This window comes from Cellulomonas chengniuliangii, from assembly GCF_024508335.1.
Lineage (GTDB): Bacteria > Actinomycetota > Actinomycetes > Actinomycetales > Cellulomonadaceae > Cellulomonas_A > Cellulomonas_A chengniuliangii.
This window is the reverse complement of record NZ_CP101988.1, coordinates 197,111-221,321: the sequence shown is the minus strand read 5'-3', so window position 1 is coordinate 221,321 and position 24,211 is coordinate 197,111. Positions and strand designations below refer to the sequence as shown.

The 24,211-nt window shown below is 72.7% G+C and carries 23 protein-coding genes; 11 read left to right on the top strand and 12 right to left on the bottom strand.

The window, feature by feature from the left end; translation table 11 throughout:
- Positions 1-110: 110 nt before the first annotated feature.
- Positions 111-569: an STAS domain-containing protein gene (locus tag NP064_RS01000; protein WP_227568369.1), complete on the top strand. Its 459-nt coding sequence runs from the start codon at positions 111-113 to the stop codon at positions 567-569.
- 82 nt (positions 570-651) lie between these two features.
- Here the strand turns inward: NP064_RS01000 and fbaA are convergent, their stop codons facing one another.
- From fbaA to NP064_RS00985, 3 genes are all read right to left on the bottom strand, one after another.
- Positions 652-1,671: a class II fructose-bisphosphate aldolase gene (gene fbaA, locus NP064_RS00995; protein WP_227568370.1), complete on the bottom strand. Its 1,020-nt coding sequence runs from the start codon at positions 1,669-1,671 to the stop codon at positions 652-654.
- A 79-nt stretch (positions 1,672-1,750) separates the two neighbouring features.
- Entirely contained in the window at positions 1,751-2,449 is a 699-nt protein-coding gene (locus NP064_RS00990) for a TrmH family RNA methyltransferase (RefSeq protein ID WP_372456341.1), read from the bottom strand.
- Between the two features lie 61 nt (positions 2,450-2,510).
- On the bottom strand, positions 2,511-3,992 hold the full coding sequence (locus NP064_RS00985) for a pectate lyase family protein (protein WP_227568372.1): 1,482 nt from the start codon (positions 3,990-3,992) through the stop codon (positions 2,511-2,513).
- 222 nt (positions 3,993-4,214) lie between these two features.
- On the opposite strand from NP064_RS00985, the gene NP064_RS00980 reads away from it, so the two are divergent.
- Positions 4,215-4,943, top strand: coding sequence for a DedA family protein (locus NP064_RS00980; protein WP_227568499.1), 729 nt, complete (start codon positions 4,215-4,217; stop codon positions 4,941-4,943).
- A gap of 25 nt (positions 4,944-4,968) precedes the next feature.
- Positions 4,969-5,745 (top strand): HAD-IIA family hydrolase, encoded by a 777-nt coding sequence (locus tag NP064_RS00975; RefSeq protein ID WP_227568373.1) that lies wholly within the window; start codon positions 4,969-4,971, stop codon positions 5,743-5,745.
- 90 nt (positions 5,746-5,835) lie between these two features.
- Here NP064_RS00975 and NP064_RS00970 read toward each other — a convergent pair whose 3' ends face one another.
- From NP064_RS00970 to NP064_RS00955, 4 genes are all read right to left on the bottom strand, one after another.
- Complete coding sequence (locus tag NP064_RS00970; RefSeq protein ID WP_227568374.1) at positions 5,836-6,411, bottom strand: LemA family protein; 576 nt, start codon at positions 6,409-6,411, stop codon at positions 5,836-5,838.
- A gap of 73 nt (positions 6,412-6,484) precedes the next feature.
- Entirely contained in the window at positions 6,485-7,243 is a 759-nt protein-coding gene (locus tag NP064_RS00965) for a type III secretion system chaperone family protein (protein ID WP_227568375.1), read from the bottom strand.
- Between the two features lie 5 nt (positions 7,244-7,248).
- A complete protein-coding gene (gene pyrE, locus NP064_RS00960) occupies positions 7,249-7,842 on the bottom strand; it encodes an orotate phosphoribosyltransferase (RefSeq protein WP_227568376.1) in 594 nt (197 codons plus the stop codon).
- 10 nt (positions 7,843-7,852) lie between these two features.
- Entirely contained in the window at positions 7,853-8,671 is an 819-nt protein-coding gene (locus NP064_RS00955; RefSeq protein WP_227568377.1) for an SDR family NAD(P)-dependent oxidoreductase, read from the bottom strand.
- Between the two features lie 114 nt (positions 8,672-8,785).
- Between NP064_RS00955 and NP064_RS00950 the strand changes: the two genes are divergently transcribed.
- The 3 genes from NP064_RS00950 (at position 8,786) to NP064_RS00940 (ending at position 11,428) form a co-directional block, all read left to right on the top strand.
- Positions 8,786-9,583, top strand: coding sequence for an exodeoxyribonuclease III (locus tag NP064_RS00950; RefSeq protein ID WP_227568378.1), 798 nt, complete (start codon positions 8,786-8,788; stop codon positions 9,581-9,583).
- A gap of 454 nt (positions 9,584-10,037) precedes the next feature.
- On the top strand, positions 10,038-10,763 hold the full coding sequence (locus tag NP064_RS00945) for a DUF4190 domain-containing protein (protein WP_256813739.1): 726 nt from the start codon (positions 10,038-10,040) through the stop codon (positions 10,761-10,763).
- An 83-nt stretch (positions 10,764-10,846) separates the two neighbouring features.
- On the top strand, positions 10,847-11,428 hold the full coding sequence (locus NP064_RS00940; RefSeq protein ID WP_227568380.1) for a DUF4190 domain-containing protein: 582 nt from the start codon (positions 10,847-10,849) through the stop codon (positions 11,426-11,428).
- Between the two features lie 18 nt (positions 11,429-11,446).
- Here the strand turns inward: NP064_RS00940 and NP064_RS00935 are convergent, their stop codons facing one another.
- The 4 genes from NP064_RS00935 to clpB all read right to left on the bottom strand — a co-directional run bounded on the left by NP064_RS00935 (position 11,447) and on the right by clpB (position 18,481).
- A complete protein-coding gene (locus tag NP064_RS00935; RefSeq protein WP_227568381.1) occupies positions 11,447-13,930 on the bottom strand; it encodes a beta-glucosidase family protein in 2,484 nt (827 codons plus the stop codon).
- Positions 13,931-14,016: 86 nt separating this feature from the next.
- Positions 14,017-14,616, bottom strand: a complete 600-nt coding sequence (locus NP064_RS00930) for a TetR/AcrR family transcriptional regulator (RefSeq protein ID WP_227568382.1) — start codon at positions 14,614-14,616, stop codon at positions 14,017-14,019.
- A gap of 113 nt (positions 14,617-14,729) precedes the next feature.
- Positions 14,730-15,782 (bottom strand): Gfo/Idh/MocA family protein, encoded by a 1,053-nt coding sequence (locus NP064_RS00925; protein WP_227568383.1) that lies wholly within the window; start codon positions 15,780-15,782, stop codon positions 14,730-14,732.
- 83 nt (positions 15,783-15,865) lie between these two features.
- Positions 15,866-18,481: an ATP-dependent chaperone ClpB gene (clpB, locus tag NP064_RS00920; RefSeq protein WP_227568384.1), complete on the bottom strand. Its 2,616-nt coding sequence runs from the start codon at positions 18,479-18,481 to the stop codon at positions 15,866-15,868.
- A 157-nt stretch (positions 18,482-18,638) separates the two neighbouring features.
- Between clpB and NP064_RS00915 the strand changes: the two genes are divergently transcribed.
- The 5 genes from NP064_RS00915 (at position 18,639) to trmB (ending at position 23,764) form a co-directional block, all read left to right on the top strand.
- The gene (locus NP064_RS00915) at positions 18,639-19,418 is read left to right on the top strand and encodes an LppM family (lipo)protein (protein ID WP_227568385.1); all 780 of its coding nucleotides are present in this window, start codon (positions 18,639-18,641) and stop codon (positions 19,416-19,418) included.
- A 188-nt stretch (positions 19,419-19,606) separates the two neighbouring features.
- Complete coding sequence (locus tag NP064_RS00910) at positions 19,607-20,620, top strand: alpha/beta hydrolase (protein ID WP_227568386.1); 1,014 nt, start codon at positions 19,607-19,609, stop codon at positions 20,618-20,620.
- 433 nt (positions 20,621-21,053) lie between these two features.
- Positions 21,054-21,980 carry a glycosyltransferase gene (locus NP064_RS00905; protein ID WP_227568387.1) on the top strand — a complete coding sequence of 309 codons (927 nt, stop codon included), beginning with the start codon at positions 21,054-21,056 and terminating at the stop codon, positions 21,978-21,980.
- Positions 21,981-22,175: 195 nt separating this feature from the next.
- Entirely contained in the window at positions 22,176-22,976 is an 801-nt protein-coding gene (locus NP064_RS00900) for a VOC family protein (protein WP_227568388.1), read from the top strand.
- A gap of 44 nt (positions 22,977-23,020) precedes the next feature.
- The gene (gene trmB, locus NP064_RS00895) at positions 23,021-23,764 is read left to right on the top strand and encodes a tRNA (guanosine(46)-N7)-methyltransferase TrmB (protein WP_227568389.1); all 744 of its coding nucleotides are present in this window, start codon (positions 23,021-23,023) and stop codon (positions 23,762-23,764) included.
- Positions 23,765-23,780: 16 nt separating this feature from the next.
- On the opposite strand, the gene NP064_RS00890 is transcribed toward trmB, so the two are convergent.
- Complete coding sequence (locus NP064_RS00890) at positions 23,781-24,191, bottom strand: DUF5997 family protein (RefSeq protein ID WP_227568390.1); 411 nt, start codon at positions 24,189-24,191, stop codon at positions 23,781-23,783.
- Between the last annotated feature and the right edge of the window lie 20 nt (positions 24,192-24,211).

The window sequence follows — 24,211 nt, the reverse complement described above, 5'->3', positions numbered from 1 at the left end:
TTGACCGCGACCACCTCCGATCGTCTAGCGTGCCGAACAGGTGCTGCGACCGAACGCAGCCCGTGCAGGAACCGGGGCCTCAGGATCGCCCTCGCCCGGGAAGGAGCACCGTGCGCGACGGTAACAGCCCGACGACGGACGAGCCCGCCCAGACCACGGGGGGTTCGGCAGGAATCACCCCCGGGATCACGGCAGGCGAGCCCGGAGCGGTCCACGTCATCCTCGGATCGGACCGGACGCGCATCGTCCTGTCCGGCGAGGTCGACGCGGACCTGGGGCCCGACCTGCAGGAGGCGACCACGGACGCCGAGCAGGCCGGTCTGCCCATCGAGGTCGACGCCCACCACGTGACCTTCATGGACTCCTCGGGGGTGGCGTTCCTCGCCCGGCTGTCCATCCGCAGCCAGCACCGGGTGCGCCTGCTGCGCGTCCCGCCCACCGTGCGGTTCCTCCTCGAGGTGACCCGCATCGGCGAGCTGCTCGATGTGGTCGACGGCGACGACGAGCCGCACGGCTTCGACGCCGCCCCGGAGGGCCCCACGGACGAGCCCGGCCCCTCGGCGACCTGAGCGGCGCCGTCCAGACGACGACGAGGCCCGGCCCCGACGCGATGAGCGTCAGGGCCGGGCCTCGTTCGTTCAGGCGGTCAGCTCAGAGCTTGTGGCCGGCCGAGCGCAGCTGCTGCGCGGCCTCCACCAGGCGCTGGGCCATGCCGGCCTCGGCCAGCTTGCCCCAGGCGCGCGGGTCGTAGGCCTTCTTGTTCCCGACCTCGCCGTCGATCTTCAGGACGCCGTCGTAGTTCGTGAACATGTGGCCGACGACGGGACGCGTGAACGCGTACTGGGTGTCCGTGTCGATGTTCATCTTGATGACGCCGTTGTCCACGGCCTCGCTGATCTCGGCCTCGGTCGAGCCCGAGCCGCCGTGGAAGACCAGGTCGAACGGGTTGTCCTTGCCGAGCGAGGCGCCGACGGCGTCCTGGATCTCCTTGAGGATCGCCGGGCGCAGCTTGACGGCGCCGGGCTTGTAGACCCCGTGCACGTTGCCGAAGGTCAGGGCCGTCAGGTAGCGGCCCTTCTCGCCGGCGCCGAGGGCGGCGACCGTCGCGAGACCGTCCTCGATCGTCGTGTAGAGCTTGTCGTTGATCTCGGCCGTGTGGCCGTCCTCCTCACCACCGACGACGCCCACCTCGATCTCGAGGATGGTGCGGGCGGCCTGCGAGAGGGCCAGCAGCTCTTCCGCGATGACGAGGTTCTCGTCGAGCGGGATGTTGGAGCCGTCGAACATGTGCGACTGGAACGTCGGGTTCTTGCCCGCCTTGACCTGCTCGGCCTCGAGGGCCAGCAGCGGCCGGACCCAGGAGTCGAGGTTCTGCTTGGTGCAGTGGTCCGTGTGCAGCGCGACGGTGATGGGGTAGTTCTTGGCGACCTCGGTCGCGTAGGCGGCGAGGGCCAGCGAGCCCGCGACACGGTCCTTGATCGTCGAGCCGGAGGCGTACTCGGCGCCACCGACGGAGACCTGGATGATGCCGTCGCTCTCGGCCTCGGCGAAGCCCTGCAGAGCAGCGGTGACGCTCTGCGAGGAGGTGATGTTGACCGCGGGGTAGGCGAACTTGCCCGCCTTCGCGCGGTCGATCATCTCGTTGTAGACCTCAGGTGTTGCGATCGGCATCGCGGATTCTCCTGCTGCTAGTGGGAGTGGTTTTCCATCTGAGTCTTCCACGTCCTGGCCATGATGCGATCAGGACGTCCTACCCATCGGACCGGGTGGCCACATGCTGTGACACCCACGCGTGCATGGCGATGGCCGCGGCGGCGCCCGCGTTGATCGAGCGGGTCGACCCGAACTGGGCGATGTGCAGCACGTCCACCGCCGCCGTTTGCGCCTCGGGCGACAGGCCGACGCTCTCCTGGCCGAACAGCAGCACGCACTCGCGCGGCAGCGGGTACCCCTCGAGCGCGACCGAGCCGGGCAGGTTGTCGATGCCGATCACGGGCAGCGGGCCGCCGCCCGGCCTCGCGGTCCGCGCCCACTCGAGCAGCGCGCCGATGTCGGGGTGGTGGCGCAGGTGCTGGTACCGGTCGGTGACCATGGCGCCACGGCGGTTCCACCGGCGCCGGCCCACGATGTGCACCTCGGCGGCGGCGAACGCGTTGGCGGTGCGCACCACTGAGCCGATGTTCATGTCGTGCGCCCAGTTCTCGACGGCCACGTGGAACGGGTGCCGCCGGGTGTCGAGGTCGGCGACGACCGCCTCGACCGTCCAGTACCGGTACCGGTCCACGACGTTGCGCCGGTCGCCGTGCTCGAGGAGCTCGGGGTCGTACCGCTGCCGCCCGTCGGGGCCCTCGAGCGCCGGCCACGCGGCTCGGCCCCCCGGCCACGGTCCGACGCCGACGCCGAGGTCGGCCTCCCGATCGGGCGCGGGGCTGCCGCTGTCGTTGCTCACGCCCACATCCTCGCCGAGACCGGGCGAGGATGTGGGCGTGGGCCTGCGTGACGGGAGGCGCTCAGCGACGGCCGGGCGGCGTCGGCTTCGGCGCGGCGGGGGCCTTCGACGCGATCCGCCCCGCTCCGGCCTCCGCCTCGACGATCCGCTCGACGCTGCGGACCGGGTCCTTGTCGGCGACGTGCGGGGGCTCCCATCCGGCGGGCGCGGTGAACGGGTCGCCGTCCGCCGCGTGGAAGGCGTCGAGCACGCTCGCGGGGCGGCCGTTGACGAGCGTCCCCTTCTCGGTGAGCTGGGTGGCGCCCCAGTTGGTCAGCACCGAGGCGAGGTCGATGCCCCGGGCGAGCCGCAGCACGTTGTCCTCGAGGTACAGCTGGGACCGGGTGCCGGGGCCCCACACGTACTGGTAGAGGTCGTTGTCGGAGCCCACGACGTACAGGTTGTCGTAGACGTGCACCTGGCCGTAGCGCACCCGCGGCGCCCGCTGCCCGATGCCCTCCCAGCGGTTGTGGTGGATCGTCACCTTGAGCGTGCCCTCATCCGCCGGGCGGTTGTTCGACGAGCCGATGAGCATCGTCTTGTCGTGCCCGGAGAAGCGGTTGTACGAGACCGTCACGTAGTTCGAGCTGTGCGTGATGTCGAGCAGGCCGTCGTGCACCTCGTAGGGGCGGCCGAACACCGTCGGCAGGCTCTGCGCCGGATGGTCGCCGTCGTCGAAGGTGCTGTTGGCGACCCACACGTTGGTCGAGGTCCACACCGAGACGTTGTCGTAGGCCGAGTTCCAGTTGCCCTGGTCCGTGTCGGCGGGGTCCCACTGCGGGAAGCAGTCGTAGGCGTCGGAGAACGTGAGGTTGCGCAGGATGACGTTCGAGGAGTCCCGGATCCGCACGTTCGCGCCGACGATCCGCGCGTCCTTGCCGAGCCCCACGATGGTGACGTTGGACCCGACGTGCTGCTGCGTCTGCGCGGCCTGCACGGAGGCCGCGGCCACCCGGGCGTCCTCGAGCGGCCCCGACGGGTCGACCCAGCCGTAGACGGCGGGGTCGTACGCGGCGATGTAGTCGTCCATGCTGAACGGCGCCGCGGGGTCGCCGCCCACCGCGACCTGCCGCCCGAAGTCCTCGCACGTGAGGCGGGCTCCGTCCGCGCCGGCGAAGGCGTCGATCGTTCCCTCGACGTAGACGATGCGCGGGGTAGTGTCCGCGCGGGCGGCGCCCCCGCCGAGCGCCGCGCGGAACTCGTCCCAGGTGCGGACGGTGGACACGTGCGCGGCGTCCGCGGCCGACCCGCCGGTGACGCCGCCGTTCGCGGCCGCCCAGCCGTCGTCCGCGCCCAGCACCTCGCGGCCGAGGTCCGCCGCCTTGCCAGGGCCGTGCCCTCCTCCGTGCCCACCGCCAGGGCCCTTGCCGTTGCCGTGGCCCCCGGAGCCGTGCCCCGGCTCGCCGTGCCCGGGTCCGGCGGTGGCGGGAGGGAGGGCGACCGTGCCGAGCAGCAGCGCCGCTGCCGCGCCGGTGGCGAGCATGCGTGCGTGGATGCGTGCCATGCCAGTTCTCCGTTCGGTGTGCCCGACGCGCGACTGGCGAGATCCACCGGGCCAACCCGCGGCGTCGGTGGCGCGGGCTGCCGCAGACACCGTGGCGCCTTTGTCGGGAAAGCGCAATCCATCCGATGTGCCGCCTCTGCCGGTCCTCCAGTGCGCGCGAGGTCTTCACGTTGTCTCCGGCGAGCGCTCGCAGTCGGCACGTAGTCTTGGCAGGTGTCCACCATGACCGCCCTCGCTGCCGCCCTGCCCGCAATCGGATCTGTGCCAGCCCTCGGGCCGGACTTCCTCGACGCGCAGCACCTCATCGACTCGTTCGGCACATATGCGCTGATCGGCGTCGCGATCGTGGTGTTCATCGAGACAGGGCTGCTGTTCCCCCTGCTCCCCGGCGACTCGCTGCTGTTCACCGCGGGCATGCTCGTCGCCCAGGACCAGATGAACGTGCCGCTGTGGGTGCTCTGCCTGATGCTGTTCATCGCCGCGTTCGCAGGCGACCAGGTCGGCTTCCTGATCGGGCGCAAGGCTGGACCCAAGATCTTCAACAAGCCCGACTCGCGCTTCTTCAAGCAGCAGTACATCGACCAGACGTACGCCTACTTCGACAAGTACGGCGGCCGCACCATCATCGTGGCGCGGTTCGTGCCGTTCGTGCGCACCTACGCCCCCGTCGCCGCGGGCGTCGGCAACATGACCTACCGGCACTTCGTCGCCTTCAACGTCATCGGCGCGTTCGTCTGGGGCGTCGGCGTCACGGTGCTCGGCTACCTGCTCGGGAACATCGGGTTCATCAAGGACAACATCGAGCTGATCCTGGTGGCGATCGTCGGCATCTCGGTCATCCCCGTGTTCATCGAGCTGCTGCGCGCCCGCAGCCAGAAGCGCGACCCGAACTACGACGAGCCGGAAGAGCGCGACCGCGCGGCGCGCGACGCCTTCGGCCCCACCGAGTGACCTGCGTCAGAGACGAGCGACAGGCATGACGACACGGCAGATCCACAGCTGGCTCACGGACATGGACGGCGTGCTCGTCCACGAGGGCACAGCCCTGCCCGGCGCCCCCGAGTTCGTGCGGGCGCTGCGCGAGGCCGACCGGCCGTTCCTCATCCTCACCAACAACTCGATCTACACGGCCCGCGACCTGCGCGCCCGCCTCGCCGCCACCGGCATCGACGTGCCCGAGGGCGCCATTTGGACGTCGGCGCTGGCCACCGCCCAGTTCCTCGCCGACCAGGTCCCCGACGGGAGCGCCTACGCCATCGGCGAGGCCGGCCTGACGACGGCGCTGTACGAGATCGGCTACACCCTCACCGAGAGCGACCCGGACTACGTGGTGCTGGGCGAGACCCGCACGTACTCGTTCGAGGCCATCACGCGCGCCATCCGCCTCATCAAGGGCGGCGCCCGGTTCATCGCCACCAACCCGGACGTCACGGGCCCCAGCCCTGAGGGCGACCTGCCCGCCACCGGCGCCGTCGCCGCGATGATCACCGCCGCCACCGGCCGGCAGCCGTACTTCGTCGGGAAGCCCAACCCGATGATGTTCCGCTCCGCGCTCAACCGCATCGACGCGCACTCGGAGACCACCGCGATGATCGGCGACCGGATGGACACCGACGTGGTGGCCGGCATCGAGGCGGGGCTGCAGACCTTCCTGGTGCTCACGGGCTCGACCAGCGCCTCCGACGTGGAGAAGTTCCCATTCCGGCCCAGCCACGTCGTCGACTCGATCGCGAACCTCGTCGACCTGGTCTGACCCACCCTGGCCTGACACGCGCGAAGGGCGCCGACCACGCGGGTCGGCGCCCTTCGCGCGTCTCGTCGGCGGCGGCCGACGTGGGCCGGGCTAGCGGCCCTCGTCTCCGAAGCCGACCTGCGGCACGGCGCGGACGGCCGGGTCCTCGGCCTCGAAGTACTCGGCGCGGCTGAAGTGGAACATGTTCGCGATGACGTTCGAGGGGAACGACTCCACCTTGGTGTTGAGCGCCCGCACGTTCGCGTTGTAGAAGCGGCGGCCCGCGGCGATGCGGTCCTCGGTGGACGTGAGCTCGAGCTGGAGCTGCTGGAAGTTCTCGCTGGCGCGCAGCACCGGGTACGCCTCCGCGACGGCGAACAGGCGGCCCAGGGCCTGCGTCAGGGCGTTCTCCTGCGCGGCCTGCGCGCCGGGCGTGGCGCCGCTGGCCGAGGCCGCCGAGCGGGCCCGGGACACCTCGTCGAACACCGCCCGCTCGTGCGCGGCGTACCCCTTGACCGTCTCGACCAGGTTCGGGATCAAGTCGTGCCGACGGTGCAGCTCGACGTCGATCTGCCGCCATGCCTCCTGCACCAGGTTCCGCAGGCGGATGAAGCCGTTGTACTGGGCGATCGCCCACACGAGCACGATGACGACCAGCACGGCGAGGACGACGAGTGCGACCTCCATGGGGGACCTCCAGAGTCGGATGGGACAGATCGTAGCGGCGGGCTCGTGCGCGTCGTCCGACCGTGAGCGCAGGTCAGCGCGCCGTCGGGAGGCCCATGTCCTCCCAGACGTGCCGCGGGACGGCGTCCACCAAGGCGCGCAGCAGCGTGAGGGCGGGGTCGATGCGGTCGACGTCCGTCCCGTTCGGCAGCCAGGTGAGCACGGTCGCCCCCTCGATCCGCAGGTTCGCCCGACGGGCGTCGTCCTGCAGCAGCCGAGCCATCAGCCGTGGGTGCACCACGTCGTGGGCGAACTTCAGATCCCGCGCCTGGACACGCCAGGCCCGGTTGAACTCCTCGGACTCGAACTGGATGTCCTGCGCTCCCAGCGCCCTGGCCATCCGGCTGCCGAGCCACTCCGGCGTGAGCTGCAGGCCCGGCAGCGCGGTCGGCAGGTCGAGCGCGACCACCTGGCGGGTGTGGGTGGTCTTCTGCTTGCCCGTGCCGACGGTCCAGCGATAGGTGAAGGAGACCGCCGCCCGGCCGTCCACGGGGCCCCGCAGCACCTCGGTGGCCTGGCGGTTCGCGCCCTCGCCGAACGGCGGGCCGGTCCACCGCGAGCGCAGCGACTGATCGTGACGCTGGTAGGTCCAGCCGCGGGCCGCTCCCCACGCCTGGAGGCGCTCGTGCCGCTTCTCACCGACCCAGAAGGCCAGCAGAAAGCCGCCGAGCACCAGCCACAGCACCACCGTCGGCAGCAGGAAGGCCCCGTCCGCCACGAGGCAGCTGGCCACCAGGGTGCCGACCACGAGCGCGCCGACCACCAGGGCCGCGACGCTGGGTCGGCGGCGCACCGCGATCAGGCCAGGCCGAGGTCGGACAGGTCGAACAGGTGGTGGTAGGGCACGCCCAGCGCCTCGATCTTCTCGGCGGCGCCGGTCGCGCGGTCCACGATCACCGCGACGCCCATCACCTCGGCGCCGGCCTCCCGAGCAGCCTGCACGGCGGCGATCGGGGAGGCGCCAGTGGTGGACGTGTCCTCCAGGACGACGACCCGGCGGCCGGCGATGTCCGGGCCCTCGATGCGGCGCTGCATGCCGTGCGCCTTGGCCTCCTTGCGGACCACGAATGCGTCGAGGTCCTGCCCGCGCGAGGCCGCGGCGTGCAGCAGGGCCGTGGCCACCGGGTCGGCGCCGAGGGTCAGCCCGCCCACCGCGTCGATCTCCGCGGTGCCGAGGCCGACCTCCTCGAGCCGGTCCAGCATCAGGTGCCCGATGAGCGGGGCCGCCCGGTGGTGCAGGGTCACCCGGCGCAGGTCCACGTAGTAGTCGGCCTCGCGGCCCGAGGACAGCGTCACCTTGCCGCGGACCACCGCGAGCTCGGAGATCAGCTCGCGGAGCTGCTCGCGGGGCGTCGGGGACAGGGAGAGGCCGTCAGGCTGCGCGTGGGTCACGGTCGACAGGCTACCGATCGGCGTCGGGAGCCAGGGAGCCCATCCCAGCGGCGCTGGCCGCGTCGTCCGGCACAGGCTTGCGGTACGACGCGAAGGCCCGGACCGCCGTGCGGGGCAGGAGGCGGACCACGCCCGAGGCGAGCCGGTACCGCAGGCTCGGCGTCGAGATGACCGCGCCGCGCCGCACGTCCGCGAGCGCCGCCGCGACCACGTCGTCGGGGTTGAGCCAGGCGATGTCCGGCAGCACCGACTTGTCGATGCCGGCGCGGTCGTGGAACTCGGTGTGCACGAGCCCCGGGCACAGCACCGTGGCCGTCACCCCGGTGCCGCGCAGGTCCACGGCGAGCCCCTCGGTGAAGGTCCGCACCCACGCCTTGTGCGCCGAGTAGGTGCCCGACGTGAACAGCGCCGCGACCGACGCGACGTTGAGGATCGCCCCCCGGCCCCGTTCGACCATCGCCTGCGCGGCCGCGTGGGACAGCACCATGACGGACCGCACCATGAGGTCGAGCGCCATCTCCTCACGGTCGAGGTCGCCGCCGACGAACCTCTGGTGCAGGCTGAGGCCCGCGTTGTTGACCAGCAGGCCCACCGGGCGGGTCTGGTCGCGCAGCCGCTCGGCGACCCGCTCCAGGTCGGCGGGGTCGGTCAGGTCGGCGGTGAGGACCTCGGCGTGCACGCCCGCCGCCGCGCGCAGCTGGGAGGCGAGGCGTTCGAGTCGCTCGGTGTCGCGCGCGACGAGCACCACGTCGTGCTTGGCGGTCGCGAGCTGCCAGGCGAACTCGAGCCCGAGTCCGGCGCTCGCGCCGGTGATGAGTGCGGTTCCCATGTGGCCACCCTACGGAGCGGTCGGCCCAGTTGTCCCACGAACCCTGCCCGGCCGGCGCGCATCACAGCACCCCGCAGGGGCCGGGCCGTCAGCGCTGGCGGCTAGCCTGCCGTCATGCGCATCGCGACTTGGAACATCAACTCGATCCGTGCCCGCGCCGACCGCGCCCTGGCGTTCCTGGAGCGCACTGGCACCGATGTGCTGGCGCTGCAGGAGACCAAGTGCAAGGACGAGCAGTTCCCCCGCGAGGCCTTCGAGGCCGCCGGATACGAGGTCGCGACGCTCGGGTTCAGCCAGTGGAACGGCGTCGCGATCATCTCGCGGGTCGGCCTGGAGGACGTGCAGACGACGTTCGCCGGGCAGCCCGGCTTCGGGGTGGAGCCCGTCACCGAGGCGAGGGCGCTGGGCGCCACCTGCGGCGGGGTGACCATCTGGAGCCTGTACATCCCCAACGGCCGGGAGATCGACGACCCGCACTACGCCTACAAGCTCGAGTGGCTCAAGCACCTGCGCGCCCAGGCGGAGTCGTGGATCACCCCGGGGACGGGCGACCCCGACGCGCAGATCGCCCTGGTGGGCGACTGGAACATCGCGCCCCTCGACGAGGACGTGTGGGACATCGAGGCGTTCGCCGGCCGCACCCACGTCACCCCGGCCGAGCGTGAGGCCTTCGCCGCGTTCGCGGACGCCGGGTACACCGAGGTGTCCCGCGAGCACATCCCCGACCGCACTTTCACGTACTGGGACTACCAGCAGCTGCGGTTCCCCCGGAACGAGGGCATGCGCATCGACTTCACGTACGCCTCACCGGCCCTCGCGGCCCGGGTCACCGGGGCGACGATCGAGCGGAACGAGCGGAAGGGCAAGGCGCCGTCCGACCACGTCCCGGTCGTCCTCGACCTGGCGGACTGACCACGCGGCCGGGCGGGTGATACGGGCGCCCCGATGTGGAAGCGCACCCTCCGCGCCGCCGCCCTCCGCTACGTTCCTGGACATGAGCACGCCCCCGACCTGGCCCGCCCCCGACCAGGACCGACCTGACCCGTTCGCGGCGCCCGCGCCGGCGGCTCCCGCGGATCCCCCGCCGGCAGCGCCCGCGGAGGACTCGAGGTCCCCGTACGGGCCGCCATCGGCCGAGCCCGCGTCTCCTTACGCCGCTCCGTACCCCGCCACCCCGCCCTACGGCGGCTCGCCCTACGGCGCGCCACCGGCGGGCGCTGGGGGGCCGACTCCGTCGTACAGCGGGCCGGCCTACGGCGCCTCGCCCTACGGTGGCCCGCCGTACGGCGGCCCCCCGCCGGGCCACCCCCAGGCTCCGGGCGGCTACTACCCGCCGCCGGGCGCGTGGGGCCCCCCGCAGCCGCCCGTGGACGGGCTGGCCATCGGGTCCCTCGTGACCAGCTGCGTCGGGCTGGTCACCATGGGGCTGACCGGCATCGTCGGTCTCGGGCTGGGCATCGCGGCACTGGTCAGGATCCGGCGCTCCGGGGCGCGCGGGCGTGGGCTCGCCATCGCGGGCGTCGCCCTCGGCGGCGTGATGACCCTGTTCCTCGCGGCGTTCGTCACCCTGCTGGTGGTCGGCATGAACAACCAGAGCACGTACGACGACGTCGAGTGGAGCACGTCCTGGGAGGACACCCTCGAGCAGCAGGACGCCGAGGACGACGCCTGGTCGTCGCAGGACGACGCCACCTCCGCTGATGTCCAGATGTACGAGCTCGCGGGACCGTTCACCGCGGGCCAGTGCCTCGACGAGTGGCCCGAGCTGTACGACATGAGTGACGCGGTGGTGGTCGACTGCGCCCAGGCGCACACCGCCGAGGTGATCGGCCGGGTCGAGCTCGCCAGCGCGCCGTGGGGCATGGACGCCGACCCGGCCGTCGAGGGCGCGTGGTCGACCTGCTGGGACCAGGTCGACGCGTTGGCCCCCAGCCTCACCAGCGCCTGGGGAACCGTCGACGTCTTCTACCCGCACCCGTCCTACTGGGACGGCGGGCAGAGGTCCGGCTACTGCCTCGCGATCTCCGACGCCGACGTCACCGGCTCAGTCGTGGCCCAGACCCTCGACCTGGGCCAGGGGAGCCCGAGCTGAGCCCCCACCTCGACGCCGTCCCTCCCGAGCCGTACTACGCCCCGGGCTGGTCGGAGCCCCGCGCGCCGTGGGACCGCTGGTCCGTGGCCTCGCTCGTCGCCGGCGTGCTGATGACCGGGCCGGTGGCGCTCGCGCTGGGTGTCGTCGGGCTGCGCCGCACCCGCGCGCGCGGCTCCCGGGGCGCCCGGCTCGCCATCGCCGGAATCGCGCTCGGAGTGTTCGGGACGCTCGCGATCGTGGCGGTGGTCGTCGGCGTGCGGCTCACCGCGGCGGCCCAGCGGCCGCTGACGCTCGACGTCGACTCCCCACGCGAGGCGCACGCCGTCCAGCTCGTCACCGGCCACTGCGTCGACCCGCTGCCTCCCAGCGGCAGCGTCGACGAGGTGACGGTGGTGCCCTGCGACCAGCCCCACGCCGCTCAGGTGGTCACCCAGTACCGGTTCGACAAGGCCGCGACCTGGCCCGGCCAGCAGGCCGCCGACCGGCGCGTCGCGTCCGCGTGCGCGTTGACCCCGGCCGAGGTGGAAGCAGGGGTGCGGGCCGTGACCTGGGCGCCCACCGAGGAGTCGTGGGGCCGCGGCGACCGCACCGGCCTGTGCGTCGCCACCGTCGAGGGCGGGGGCCTGACCGGGTCCTTCCTCGACGGCACCGTCGTCATCCCCTGACGGCGCGCACGCAGGGCCTCAGCGCACCACCGTCGCGGCGAGCCGGTCCGCCGCGACATCCCCGCCCACCAGCACGGTGAACGGCCCGGGCTCCGCGGCCCACGCGCCGCTCGCGGCGTCCCAGTGCTGGAACGCCCGGGCAGCGAGCCGCACCTCCGCGGTGACGTGCTCGCCCGGGTCCGCGGCGACCACGGCCCACCCCGCGAGCCAGCGCACCGGACGCTCGACCACGGAGTCCCCGCGCTCGAGGTACACCTGCGCCACCTCGCGCCCGCGGCGCAGGCCCGTGTTCGTCAGGGCCACCCGCACGATCACATCGTGCCCCTCCGGCTCGACGCGCACCGCGTCGTACGACCAGCTCGTGTACCCGAGCCCGTGCCCGAACCGGTACGCCGGCACGGCGCCGGCCCTCAGCCAGGCGCGGTAGCCGATGTGGATGCCCTCGGCGTAGCGCAGCACCCCGTCCCGCGGGGTCACGTCCAGCACGGGCACGTCCTCCTGGGCGGCGGGCCAGGTGGTGGGCAGCCGCCCGCCGGGCTCGCGGCTGCCGACGAGCACCTCGGCGAGGGCGTTGCCGTACTCCTGGCCACCGAACCAGGTCAGCAGCACAGCGCCCACCTGATCACGCCACGGCATGAGCACAGGCGACCCGGCGTCGACCACCACGACGGTGCGCGGGTTCGCGTCCGCCACTGCCCGCACCAGGTCGTCCTGCGCCCCGGGCAGCCGGAGGTCCTGGCGGTCGAGGCCCTCGGACTCGACCTGCTCGTTGGTGCCGACCACCACCACGGCCACGTCGGCCTCGCGCGCCAGGGCGGCCGCCTCGGCGATGAGCTGCTCCGGGGAGTCCACGACGGGCCGCCAGCCGGCGGTGAAGCCCACCGAGCGCGCCATGCCGTCCTGGCCCGCCCCGAGCGGGGCGACGACCCGCCGCCAGCGCAGGCGGTAGGCCCGCCCGCCCTCGACGTGGACCCGTGTGGTTGCCGACGGCGGCGCCATCAGCCCGGCGGCCAGGTCATCGGAGTCGGCGCCGAGCGTGACCTCGAGGACGGGCTCCCCGTCGACCTCCAGGACCGTGGACCCCACCGTCGCGAACCCGAGCTCGATCTCGCCCGTGGCGGTGGGGGTGAACTCGGCCACGAGCTCGAAGACGGCGGCGTCGGGCGCGTCGCCGAGCCACATGAGGGCGCTGCTGCGGCGCACCTCGTCGAGCACCACGGCGCCATCAGCGGCGAGGAACCTGGCGCGCAGACCGTGCTCCCCCGTCTGCGGGTCCCGCACCTCGTCGAGGTCGAACGGGACGACCCCCTGGTGCGCCAATGCGCCCGTGGCGTGCACGATGTCGACGTCGGGGAGGGCCGCGCGCAGCCCGTCGACCGGGGAGACGGTGCGGGTCGGCATCACGGTGGCCGAGCCGCCGCCCTGCGTCCGCGGCTGCACCGCGCTCTGCCCCAGGACCGCGATCCGCCTTGGCGCCGGGGCGTCGGGTGGCAGCAGCGGCAGGGCGCCGTCGTTGCGGGCCAGCACCATGCCGCGCACCTCGACCTCGCGGGCGAGCAGCACCGCGTCCGGGTCCACCTCTGCCGGTGGCTCATCGGCTGGGGGCGTGCCGTCCTCGGCGCCCTCGACGGCCAGGGCGCCGACGCGCGCGGCGAGCAGCAGCAGGCGCCGCACCTTCTCGTCGACGGTCGCGGCGGGGATGTCGCCGGCCTCGACGGCAGCGACGAGCGCCTCGCCCCAGGGCCCGTCGGGGCCCGGCATCGCCAGGTCCTGCGCGGCCCTGGCCGCGTCGAGCGAGCGCACGGCCGTCCAGTCCGAGACGACGACGCCGTCGAACCCCCACGCGTCTTTGAGCGGTGTGCGGAGCAGATCGCTCTCGCTCATCGTCACGCCGTCGACACCGCTGTAGGCGCTCATCAGCGACCAGGCTCCGGCGTGGGTGACGACATGCTCGAAGGGCTGCAGGTACAGCTCGTGCAGGGCCTTGGCGGACACGTCGACGGAGGCGGTGAACCGCTCGGTCTCGAAGTCGTTGGCGACGTAGTGCTTGGGGCAGGCCGCGACGCCGTGGTCCTGGAGCCCGCGGACCACGGCGTCGGCGATGACGGCGGTCAGCAGCGGGTCCTCCGAGTACGCCTCGAAGTGGCGGCCGCCCAGAGGGCTGCGGTGCAGGTTGATGGTGGGCCCCAGCACCACGTCCACACCCTTGCGGCGGGCCTCGCGGGCCATCGCGGCGCCGTAGCGGTACGCGAGGTCGGGGTCCCAGGTCGCGGCGAGCGCGGTGGCGGAGGGCAGGTTGAGCGACGGGTCGCGCTCGTCCCACACGGTCCCGCGCACACCCGAGGGGCCGTCGGACATGACGATCGCGCGCAGCCCGATCTCGGGCTCAGGGTGCAGAGACCAGATGTCCGCCCCGGTGAGCAGCCGCACCTTCTGGGCGAGCGTGAGGCGCGCGAGGAGCCCGTCGAGGCTCGCGTCGGTCAAGGTGAGGCTGGTGGTCATCGTCGACCTCGCTCGTCAGGGAAGTCCGCCCCTCCATGCCTACCACGCGACGGATGTCCGAGCGCCGCGGGGGGTGGAGTCCCTGGTCAGAGGTCGACGGTGAACTGCCGGGCGAGGTGCTGGCGCAGCGTGCCGGCCATGTCGACGCCCTCCCGGTCGAGGAGCCACTGCACCTGCAGCCCGTCCATCAGGGCGATGAAGCTGCGGGCTGCGTGCTCGGGGTCGACGTCGGAGTTGAGCTGTCCCGCCTGCTTGGCCTGCTCGAACGCCTCGATGCACAGGCGCACGGCCCGCTCGTAGCGGTCGGTGAAGAACTCGTGGGCCGGGTGGTCGGGCGAAGTCGCCTCGGCCGCGAGCACGCAGGACAGCTCGACGATCCCGGGCCGGGTGGTGTTGTAGTCAGCCAGGTCGAGCATGTGCCGCAGCACCTCGGTGCCGCTCGAGCCGGTGAGGTCGAACTGGGCGGAGTCGGTCTCGTCCCGCCGTTCGAGGACGGCCAGGAGCAACGACTCCTTGCTGGTGAAGTGGTGCAGCAGCCCGGGGTGCGAGATGCCCGCACGGGCCGCGATCTCACGCAGCGACGCCGCGCGGTAGCCCACGTCTCCGAAGAGGGCCATGGCCTCGTCGAGGATCTGCTGGCGACGTGCCCGTCCCTTGGCATAGCCACGCTCGATCTGGCTCGTCACTACGCCCCCTCGTTGCCCCCCGGCCGTCGGCAGACTGAGAGTACGCCCCCTTTCGGGACTGTTTGAGCCTCTTGTTCACTCGTATGAGTGACAAAGCACCAATGAAATCGTGTTCATTCTCCGGGGAAGGCGACACCCAGCTGTCGGCGGACCTCATCGGCGGTTTCCAGCACCCGAACCGTCTCCTCGAGCGGCATCCACGGCGACTCGGTGCGGCCCTCCGCGACGTACCGCGCGAGCGCGGCCGTCTGGTAGCAGAGGCCGTCGTGGCCGCGCAGCGGGTCCTCGTCCCAGACCAGGCGGCGGTCCCCCTGGAGCAAAGTCACCGTCGACGGCGCGAAGAAGTCCTCGCCCAGCTCGATCCGCCCCTCCGAGCCGGCGATCGTCCCGGTGCGGCCCGTGGCCGTCAGCATCGAGGTGAAGACCTGGGCCTGGCCGCCACCGGCATGGTCGAGCAGGACCGTGGCCTGTGCGTCCACCCCCGTCGACGCCAGGACCCCCGCGGCGTGCACCGCGACCGGCTCCCCCCAGCCGGCGTGCGCGGCCACGAACGACGCGAACGACAGCGGGTACACGCCCAGGTCCAGCAGGACCCCGCCAGCCAGCGCGGGATCGAGCAGGCGGTGCCCCGCCGGAGGATCGGTCCGCACGCCGTAGTCCCCCGTCACGAGGCGCACGTCGCCGATCACGCCATCGTCGAGGAGCTGCCGCACCACGTCGGTGTGCGGCAGGTAGCGGCTCCACATGGCCTCCATGCACATCACCCCGGCGGCGCGGGCGGCGTCGACCACCTCCCGAGCCTCGCGGGCGTTGCGTGTGAACGCCTTCTCCACCAGCACGTGCTTGCCGGCGGCGATCGCGGCCAGCGCCTGCTCGCGGTGGTGGCTGTGCGGGCTCGCGACGTACACGACGTCGACGTCCGGGTCCTCGACCAGCTGCTCGTACCCCGCGTAGGCGCGCTCGACACCGTGGCGCCGCGCGAACTCGGCGCCACGCTCAGGCGAGCGCGACCCGACGGCCACGACCCGCTGCCCGGTGTGCGCGTGCATCGTCGAGGTGAGCTGGCCCGCGATCCACCCCGGCGCGATGATCCCCCAGCGCAGGGCGGGCGCGTCCCGCGGGTCGGCGTGCCGGGGCGTGGGCAGGGCGGTCGTCGTCGCGGTCATGGCGGAACTCTTCCAGACCCGCACAGGTCGCGCGGCGACCGCCGCGCGACCTGTGCCGAGCCGGCGGCGGGCCTACCCGCAGGTCAGGCGGTTGTGGCAGTCAGGGTCAGGCCGCGGTCCTCGGGCGAGGGGTGGTCCACGACGATGGTGTCGCCGTCGTGCGCCTGCCCGGACAGCAGCAGCCGGGCGAGCTGGTCGCCGATCTCCTTCTGCACGAGCCGACGCAGCGGCCGCGCGCCGTAAGCCGGGTCGTAGCCCTCGATCGCAAGCCACTCCTTCGCCGCGGGGGTCACGTCCAGCACCAGCCGCCGGTCGGTCAGGCGCTTCGCCAGGTTCGCGACCTGCAGGTCCACGATCTGCCCGATGTCCTCCAGGCTCAGCGCGTGGAACAGCACCACGTCGTCGAGGCGGTTGAGGAACTCGGGCTTGAACGCGGTGCGGACCGCGGCCATCACGGCATCCTCCTTGGCCTGCGGGTCGAGCGTCTGGTCGGCCAGGAACTGGGAGCCCAGGTTGGACGTGAGGATCAGGATGACGTTGCGGAAGTCGACCGTGCGGCCCTGGCCGTCGGTGAGGCGCCCGTCGTCGAGCACCTGCAGCAGGATGTCGAAGATCTCCGGGTGGGCCTTCTCCACCTCGTCGAGCAGCACCACCGAGTACGGGCGCCGGCGGATCGCCTCGGTGAGCTGTCCGCCCTCCTCGTACCCGACGTACCCGGGGGGCGCCCCGACGAGCCGAGCCACCGAGTGCTTCTCGGAGTACTCCGACATGTCGATGCGGACCATCGCGCGCTCGTCGTCGAACAGGAAGTCGGCGAGCGCCTTGGCGAGCTCGGTCTTGCCGACGCCGGTGGGGCCTAGGAACAGGAACGAGCCGGTGGGGCGGTCCGGGTCGGACACGCCCGCCCGAGCGCGGCGCACCGCGTCAGAGACCGCGGCGACGGCCTGCTTCTGCCCGATGATCCGGCCACCCAGCACGTCCTCCATCCGCATGAGCTTGGCGCTCTCGCCCTCGAGCAGCCGCCCGGCGGGGATGCCGGTCCAGGCGGAGACCACCTCCGCGACCTCGTCGGGGCCCACCTTCTCGGCGATCATCGGCGCGGGCGCCGGTCCCGCGGCGTCCTCCTCGCCGACCTCCTGCTCGTGGCGCTCGGCCTCGTCGATCTCCTTCTGCACGGCGGGGATCTCGCCGTAGAGGATGCGTCCCGCGGCGGCCAGGTCGCCCTCGCGCTCGGCCCGCTCGGCGGCGCCGCGCAACTCGTCGAGGCGCGCCTTGAGGTCGCCCACCATGTTGTGGCCGGCCTTCTCCTTCTCCCATCGGGCGGTCAGGGCGGCGAGCTCCTCACGGCGGTCGGCGAGGTCCGCGCGGATCTTCTCCAGTCGCTCGCGCGACGCGTCGTCGTCCGCGTTCTCGAGGGTGAGCTCCTCCATGGTGAGCCGGTCCACCGCCCGCTGGAGCACGTCGATCTCCACCGGTGAGGAGTCGAGCTCCATCCGCAGTCGGCTCGCGGCCTCGTCGATCAGGTCGATGGCCTTGTCGGGGAGCTGGCGGCCGGGGATGTACCGGTCGGAGAGCGCGGCGGCGGCGACCAGCGCGGCGTCGGAGATCGTGACCTTGTGGTGGGCCTCGTACCGCTCCTTGAGCCCGCGCAGGATCGCGATGGTGTCCTCGACGCTGGGCTCGCCCACGAAGACCTGCTGGAATCGGCGCTCGAGCGCGGGGTCCTTCTCGATGTGCTCGCGGTACTCGTCGAGCGTGGTGGCGCCGACCATCCGCAGCTCGCCGCGGGCGAGCATGGGCTTGAGCATGTTGCCGGCGTCCATCGAGCCCTCGGCGGCGCCGGCGCCGACCACGGTGTGCAGCTCGTCGATGAAGGTGACGACCTCGCCGTCGGAGTTCTTGATCTCCTCGAGCACGGCCTTGAGCCGCTCCTCGAACTCGCCGCGGTACTTGGCGCCGGCCACCATGGCGCCCAGGTCGAGCGCCACCAGCCGCTTGTCGCGCAGCGAGACGGGCACGTCGCCGGCGACGATGCGCTGGGCGAGGCCCTCGACCACGGCGGTCTTGCCGACTCCGGGCTCCCCGATCAGGACGGGATTGTTCTTGGTGCGGCGGGACAGCACCTGCACGACGCGGCGGATCTCGGAGTCACGGCCGATCACCGGGTCGAGCTTGCCGTCGCGCGCGGCGGCGGTCAGGTCGTTGCCGTACTGCTCGAGGGCCTTGAACGTGCCCTCGGGGTTGGGGCTCGTGACACGCCCGCTGCCCCGGACCGTGGGCAGGGCGGCGACGAGCGCCTCCCGCGAGGCCCCCTGGGCCCGCAGCGCGTCCGCCATGCCGCTCTGGCCTGCGGCGACGCCGATCAGCAGGTGCTCGGTGGAGACGTACTCGTCGCCCAGCGCTCGCGCCTCGCCCTGTGCCGCCTCGAGCGCGGCGGCGGTGGCGCGCGATGCCGTCGGCTGTGCCACGGCTGAGCCGGTCGCGGCGGGCAGCCCCACGAGCGCGGCCCGGACGGAGCGGCCGAGGGCGGTGCGGTCCGCGCCCACGGCGTCGAGCAGCGCGTTGGCGACGCCGCCGTCCTGGGTGAGCAGCGCGTTGAGCAGGTGGGCGGGCTCGAGCTGGGGGTTGCCCGCGGCGGACGCCTGCTGGATGGCGTCGCCCAGCGCTTCCTGCGCCTTGGTGGTGAACTTCGCGTCCATCGTTCCTCCGGTGCCACAAGAGCGGGTGCGGTGGGCCCGGCGGCTACCCGCACGGGCCAGGATCTGAAGTTGAGTCTACTCGGCTCAAGGCTGCATGGTCGGGCACTGTCCGGTTTACCCCTTCCGCACGAGTCGTCCGGGCGCCAGGGTGTGCCCCATGCCTCGACGCACCGCTGCCGTCGCGCTCGTGGCCCTCGTGACACTCGGCCTGGCCGGGTGCGTGCGGGTCGACCTCGCGACCACCCTGCACCCCGACGACACGCAGAGCGGGTCGCTGACCTTCGCCGTGTCGGAGGAGTTCGCCGAGCGCTCGGGCGTCACCGCGGAGGCCCTGGTGGAGTCGCTGCAGCTGCCCGCGCTGGCCGGCGACGTGCCCGGCGCCACCGTGGAGTCGTTCACCGAGGCCGGTTTCGCGGGCAAGCGGGTCACGGTCGAGAACGCGCCACTGGACACCTTCGGCAACGACGGCTCGTCGGTGGAGATCACGCGCGACGGCGACCAGTTCGTCGTCTCGGGCGCGATCGACGTCTCGGACGCGATGCTGGGAGGGCCAGCGGGCGGCGCCGAGGGCGCGGACCTGGACGAGCTCGACGTGCGGGTCCGCATCACGTTCCCCGGGGTGGTCGTGGACCACAACGGTGAGCTCGACGGGCGCACCGTCACCTGGCACGCGGTGCGCGGAGACAGGTTGACGCTGTCCGCGCAGGGGTACGCCATCGAGGGCGCCGTGGCCCCGCCGCCCGACCGGCAGTGGATGTGGCTCGCTGGCGGCGTCGTCGCCCTCGCCCTTGCCCTCGCGGGCGCGGCCTTCGCTCGCGCGCGACACACCGGCCACGCGCCGGACGCGGACGCCGGGCCGCCCACGGCCGGGCGCGGCGCGGTAGACGGGGCCACCGACGCCTCGCCCGCGCCACAGGGCGCCACGGCCCAGGACTGACGCCCAGCCGATCCCCGCAGCGTTCCACCCTCCGGCCGCCCTGCCGCCACCTGACGCCACCCCCCGAGTCCAGCACTCACGGTCCAGCCTCAGCCCGCCCCGCGCGGACCGCAATGCAGGCCACCGCGGATCGGGCCGGGAACCCCCGAACCACAACAGCCGGGACGCCCTCATGGCACGATCACGACATGCCCGACGACGCGCTCGCGACCAGGCCCGCCTCCCCCGCGCCTGACGTCCTGGGCGAGGGGTGGACGGCGCAGACGCTGCCGCTGCGCCCCGACCGGAGCGGCAGGTCGCCGGTGGCCACACTGGTGCGCCGGACCCCGGACCCGGGCGCACCGGCGGCGCGCCGAGCGGTGCTCTACGTCCACGGGTTCGTCGACTACTTCTTCCAGCGCCACGTCGGCGACGCCTTCGCGGCGCACGGCGACGACTTCTACGCGCTCGACCTGCGCGGCTACGGACGGTCGCTGCTCCCCTGGCAGGAGCCCAACTACGTGACAGACCTGTCCGTGCACAGCGAGGAGCTCGACGCCGCGGCGCGGCTGCTGCTCGTCGACCACGACGAGCTCGTCCTCATGGGCCACTCGACCGGCGGGCTGATCGCCGCGCTGTGGGCAGACGCCCGGCGTGACGACGGAGTCGTGGGCGCCCTGGTGCTGAACAGCCCGTGGCTGGACCTGCGCGGCTCGTGGTTCGAGCGGGTGGTCGCCACGCGCCTGATCGACGTGGCGGGGCCGCTCGCGCCCCGCCTGGTGGTCGGCAAGCTCAGCCCCCACTACGGGCAGGCGTTGCACGCGGCCTCGGGCGGCGAGTGGGACTACGACCTGGCCTGGAAGCCGCATGGCGGGTTCCCGGTGCGCGCCGGGTGGCTGCGGACGGTGCGCCGGGGCCATGCGCGGGTGGCGCGCGGCCTGGCGATCTCCTGCCCGGTGCTGGTGCTGGCCTCCGACGCCACCGGCCCGGACGACCGGTGGCACGATGCGCTGCTGTCGACGGACTCGGTGCTGGACGTCGCGCAGATCGCGGCGCGCTCTGCGCGACTGGGGCCGGACACCACTTTCGTCGAGGTCCCCGGCGGCGCCCACGACCTCGCGCTCTCCGCCGAGCAGGCGCGGGGCCGATACCTCCGCGAGGTGCTGGACTGGCTCGACGCACTACCCGCTGACCGCCTCGGGGATCCCCTCAAGCACAAGTAATACCCGTCCGCAAATTGTCGCCATGAATTCATGGACGCTTGTTCAAGACGTCCGTCCTGGACGTGCGTCCGTCAATGAGAGTTCTCTCATGTTGACTTGTCCAGGCGCCGCGCCAAGGTATTGCAATTTCGGACATTCGGTTCAGACGGGCCCCCTGAAATGACCCCGAAAGCGACCTGCCCTCACATCGGAGGTTGCATTCTTCGGCCGTGAGCCGCCAAGGTGTGGAACACGCCTAACCAGACCAACCGGTAGGCATCGCCCCAGCCGCCCCGACCCACCGCACCGCTTCGGAGACCACCCCGGAGCGGTCGCCGAGCATGCTCGGCGAAGGCGTCGGCGCGCCTCGTCCGACGGTCCCCGTCCACCCGCCTCGTCGATGACGCCGAGCGCACCTCCAGCCCGAACAACGACGTCACCCAAGGTCAGCGCGATGTTCATCTTCCTGCTCCAGATCCGTCACATGCTCGACGACAACAACGAGGTCTACCTCTGCGCCGTGGTCTCCGGCCTGGTGTGGGCGCTCTGGCTCCTGAAGGTCGTGCTCTCGCGCCGCTACCGCCCCTTCACCGCCGAGCATCATGCGGGAACCAGCGTGATCGTCCCCGTCGTCGACGAGCCGCTCGACCTCTTCCGGGAAGTCCTGGTGCGCGTCACCGAGCAGTCGCCCGACGAGGTGATCGTGGTCATCAATGGCGCGCCAAACCCCGGCCTAGTCGGAGTCTGCGAGGAGTTCGCGCCACTCGTGCAATGGGTGCACACCCCCATTCAGGGAAAGCGGAACGCGGTGAAGATCGGCACCGAGATGTCGCGGCACGAGATCACCGTGCTGCTCGACTCCGACACGATCTGGACCGAGGGCACGCTGCCCGAGATCATCAAGCCGTTCGCCGACGCCACCATCGGCGGCGTCACAACGCCGCAGCGGATCCTCGAGCCGACCCGGTCCTGGATCACCCGCTGGGCGGGCTGGCTGGAGAACTCGCGGTCGCTGTACTCGATGCCCGCGCAGTCGGCCCGGGCCGGCGCTTACGCCGGTGGCGACCCGGCTCCGGCCCCCGATCCCGCCCCGCTCCCCGGCGCGGCGCCATCCCCCCGGCTCCCGGAGCCGCGGCCCGCGTTGGACGACGACCTCATGGCCGAGCTCGCCGAGCTCGGCCAGCTCCGCAGCAGCCGGGCGCAGGCTGGCTCCTTGCGCGAGGCGCTCGACAAGGAGCAGGCCGCCCGGCTGAAGGCGAGCAGGACAGCGATGTCGCGGCGTTGGGCCTGCCGCTCGCGATCCGCCTCGACCACGCTCGACGCCGACGACTGGCGCGAGGCCGGCTGGGACTTCCGAGGGCTGGGGCGCGCTGCCGCCTGAGGCCTCGTGCGGGCGGGACGCATCCCCTGGCGCCCCGCGGAGCAGACCCCGGGAACCCTGACTCCCGGGGTCTGCTCATGCCCGCACACGGGTGGCGCGGCGCCCGGACCCGAGCGGTGGTGAGATGCCGGGCCCCGGTGGTGTGATGGCACAGAGGCCCGGGCCGCCGGGACTGTCTCACCAGGGGGGTCTGGGATGAGCACCAGGGAGGAGCGCTGGCCGGAGGGGGTCCCGGCGTGGGTGGAGCTGCGCGTTCCGGACAGGCAGGTCGCCCGCAGGTTCTACGGCCGGCTCTTCGACTGGGACTTCGAGGAGGCGGGTCCGGGATCCCGCACGACGGCCCTGCGCGGAGGCCGACGGGCGGCCGCGTTCTGGGTCCACCCCGAGGGCGCCTCGGAGCCGCCGCAGTGGATGACGTTCCTGGCGACCGACGACATCGAGGGCGCCGTCGAGCGGTGCGTGGCCCATGGCGGCCAGGTCATCGAGGAGATCGCGGCGTTCGACGATGAGGGCGACCAGGCCACGGTTGCCGTGCTGGCGGATCCGACGGGCGCGGTGTTCGGGCTGTGGGAGGCCGGCCTCCACACCGGCGCGCACGTGGTCAACGAGCCCGGAGCGGTCGTGTGGAACGAGCTCATGACGCATGACGTGGCGACAGCCCGCGAGTTCTACTCGCGGCTCTTCGAGTACGCGTTCGGGGACATGAGCGGACCGGACTTCATCTACCACACCATGGAGATCGGCGGTCATATCGCCGGCGGCCTGGGCGCGATCCCCGCCGACGTCGTGGACGACGTGCCGACCGCCTGGACCACGTACTTCGCCGTCGCCGACACCGACGCGGCGGTCGAGCTGGCGACGACGCTCGGCGGCGTCGTGACGAGCCCTGCGGCGGACAGCGCGTACGGGCGGATGGCGGTCATCCGCGGGCCGTTCGGGGAGTCGTTCGCGGTGATGTCCACCGAGGAGGAGCCCACTCCCCCGCTCACCTCCTGACGCCGCGGCCGGAGGCCCAGGCCAGGTCCGTAGGCTGAGCCCTCGTGACCCTCCCGTCCGCCGCGTTCCGGCACACCAACGCCGCCCCGTACGAGCCGCTGCGCACCTTCCACCCGCGCCGCAGCCAGCTGGGCCCCGGGCGTGAGGACGCGCTGGCCCGGCTGTGGCCGCGGTGGGGCTTCTCCGTGCACGACGCCGAGCAGGGCCCCATGCCGCAGACCGCCGACGGCTTGCTGGACGTGCCGCGGCTGTTCGGCCGCGAGGCCCCCCTTGTCCTGGAGATCGGGTCCGGGATGGGCGAGACGACCGCCGCGATGGCCGCGGCCGACCCCGCTCGGGACTACCTCGCCGTCGAGGCCCACCTGCCCGGGATCGCCCACCTGCTCGGACTCGTGGAGGCGCAAGGGCTCGAGAACGTGCGGGTGGCGCACGGCGACGCCCTCGACCTGGTGCGCCACCGGCTTCCCGAGAGCAGCCTCGACGCGGTGCACGTGTTCTTCCCCGACCCCTGGCCCAAGGCGCGGCACCACAAGCGCCGCATCATCCAGCCAGCGCACGTCGCGCTGCTGCGCTCCCGGCTCGTGGTGGGCGGCACACTGCACTGCGCCACCGACTGGGTCGAGTACGCCGACGCGATGCTCGAGGTCCTCGACGCCGACCCCGGGCTGGAGAACCCGTCAGGCGGGTTCGCGCCACGGCCCGCGCACCGCCCGGTGACGAAGTTCGAGCGCCGCGGGCTCGACCTCGGCCACGAGGTGCGGGACCTGGTGGTCCGCCGCTGCCAGTGAGCGGCGTCGCGTCAGGTCAGGCCTGCGCGTCCGTGCTCTCGCCGCTCGCGCGCCGCTGGGCGTCGCGCTCCTTGAGCCGGCGCTCCTCACGCTTCACCTCGGCCTGCGTCGCCCGCTCGCGCGACAGCCACTCCGGCGGGTTCTGGATGATCTCGTCGATCTCCGCGGTGGTGAGGGGGTCGGTCAGCCCGTGCCGGCCGAGCGCGCTGATCGACACGCGCAGGCGGGCCGCGACGACCCCGCGCGGGTGCGGGCCGTTCTTACGGAGGTCGACCAGCCACTGCGGGGGTGTGCGCTGCAGCTCCTGCAGCTCCTCACGCGAGATGTCCCGCTCCTGGAACTCGGCGGGGGTCGCGGGCAGGTACACCTCGAGCTTCTGCGCCGCAGTCGAGGGCTTCATGGTCTGGGTCTTCCGGGGCGCGCTCACACCCCCAGCGTAACGAGCGC